The organism is Streptomyces sp. NPDC051322 (assembly GCF_040689485.1).
In the GTDB taxonomy this organism is placed as follows: domain Bacteria; phylum Actinomycetota; class Actinomycetes; order Streptomycetales; family Streptomycetaceae; genus Streptomyces.
This window is the reverse complement of the sequence record NZ_JBFBAK010000028.1, coordinates 3433-4847: the sequence shown is the minus strand read 5'-3', so window position 1 is coordinate 4847 and position 1415 is coordinate 3433. Positions and strand designations below refer to the sequence as shown.

Annotated in this window: 1 rRNA gene (running past one end of the window); it reads right to left on the bottom strand. The window is 55.9% G+C overall.

The window, feature by feature from the left end:
• Positions 1 to 21: 21 nt before the first annotated feature.
• A 23S ribosomal RNA gene (locus AB0436_RS30475) occupies positions 22 to 1415 on the bottom strand (it continues 1369 nt past the right edge of the window).

Below are 1415 nucleotides of genomic sequence, written 5' to 3'. Positions count from 1 at the left end.
ACACAGTGGACGCGAGCAACTGAGGACAAGCCCTCGGCCTATTAGTACCAGTCAGCTCCACCCGTTACCGGGCTTCCACATCTGGCCTATCAACCCAGTCGTCTACTGGGAGCCTTAACCCCTCAAAGGGGGTGGGAATACTCATCTCGAAGCAGGCTTCCCGCTTAGATGCTTTCAGCGGTTATCCTTTCCGAACGTAGCCAACCAGCCATGCCCTTGGCAGAACAACTGGCACACCAGAGGTTCGTCCGTCCCGGTCCTCTCGTACTAGGGACAGCCCTTCTCAATATTCCTACGCGCGCAGAGGATAGGGACCGAACTGTCTCACGACGTTCTAAACCCAGCTCGCGTACCGCTTTAATGGGCGAACAGCCCAACCCTTGGGACCGACTCCAGCCCCAGGATGCGACGAGCCGACATCGAGGTGCCAAACCATCCCGTCGATATGGACTCTTGGGGAAGATCAGCCTGTTATCCCCGGGGTACCTTTTATCCGTTGAGCGACGGCGCTTCCACAAGCCACCGCCGGATCACTAGTCCCGACTTTCGTCCCTGCTCGACCCGTCGGTCTCACAGTCAAGCTCCCTTGTGCACTTACACTCAACACCTGATTGCCAACCAGGCTGAGGGAACCTTTGGGCGCCTCCGTTACTCTTTAGGAGGCAACCGCCCCAGTTAAACTACCCATCAGACACTGTCCCTGATCCGGATCACGGACCGAGGTTAGACATCCAGCACGACCAGAGTGGTATTTCAACGACGACTCCACAACCACTGGCGTGGCCGCTTCACAGTCTCCCACCTATCCTACACAAGCCGAACCGAACACCAATATCAAACTGTAGTAAAGGTCCCGGGGTCTTTCCGTCCTTCTGCGCGAAACGAGCATCTTTACTCGTAGTGCAATTTCACCGGGCCTATGGTTGAGACAGTCGAGAAGTCGTTACGCCATTCGTGCAGGTCGGAACTTACCCGACAAGGAATTTCGCTACCTTAGGATGGTTATAGTTACCACCGCCGTTTACTGGCGCTTAAGTTCTCAGCTTCGCACACCCGAAAGTGCACTAACCGGTCCCCTTAACGTTCCAGCACCGGGCAGGCGTCAGTCCGTATACATCGCCTTACGGCTTCGCACGGACCTGTGTTTTTAGTAAACAGTCGCTTCTCGCTGGTCTCTGCGGCCACCCCCAGCTCACCGTGTAAAACGGATCACCAGTGATGGCCCCCCTTCTCCCGAAGTTACGGGGGCATTTTGCCGAGTTCCTTAACCATAGTTCACCCGAACGCCTCGGTATTCTCTACCTGACCACCTGAGTCGGTTTAGGGTACGGGCCGCCATGAAACTCGCTAGAGGCTTTTCTCGACAGCATAGGATCATCCACTTCACCACAATCGGCTCGGCATCAGGTCTCACC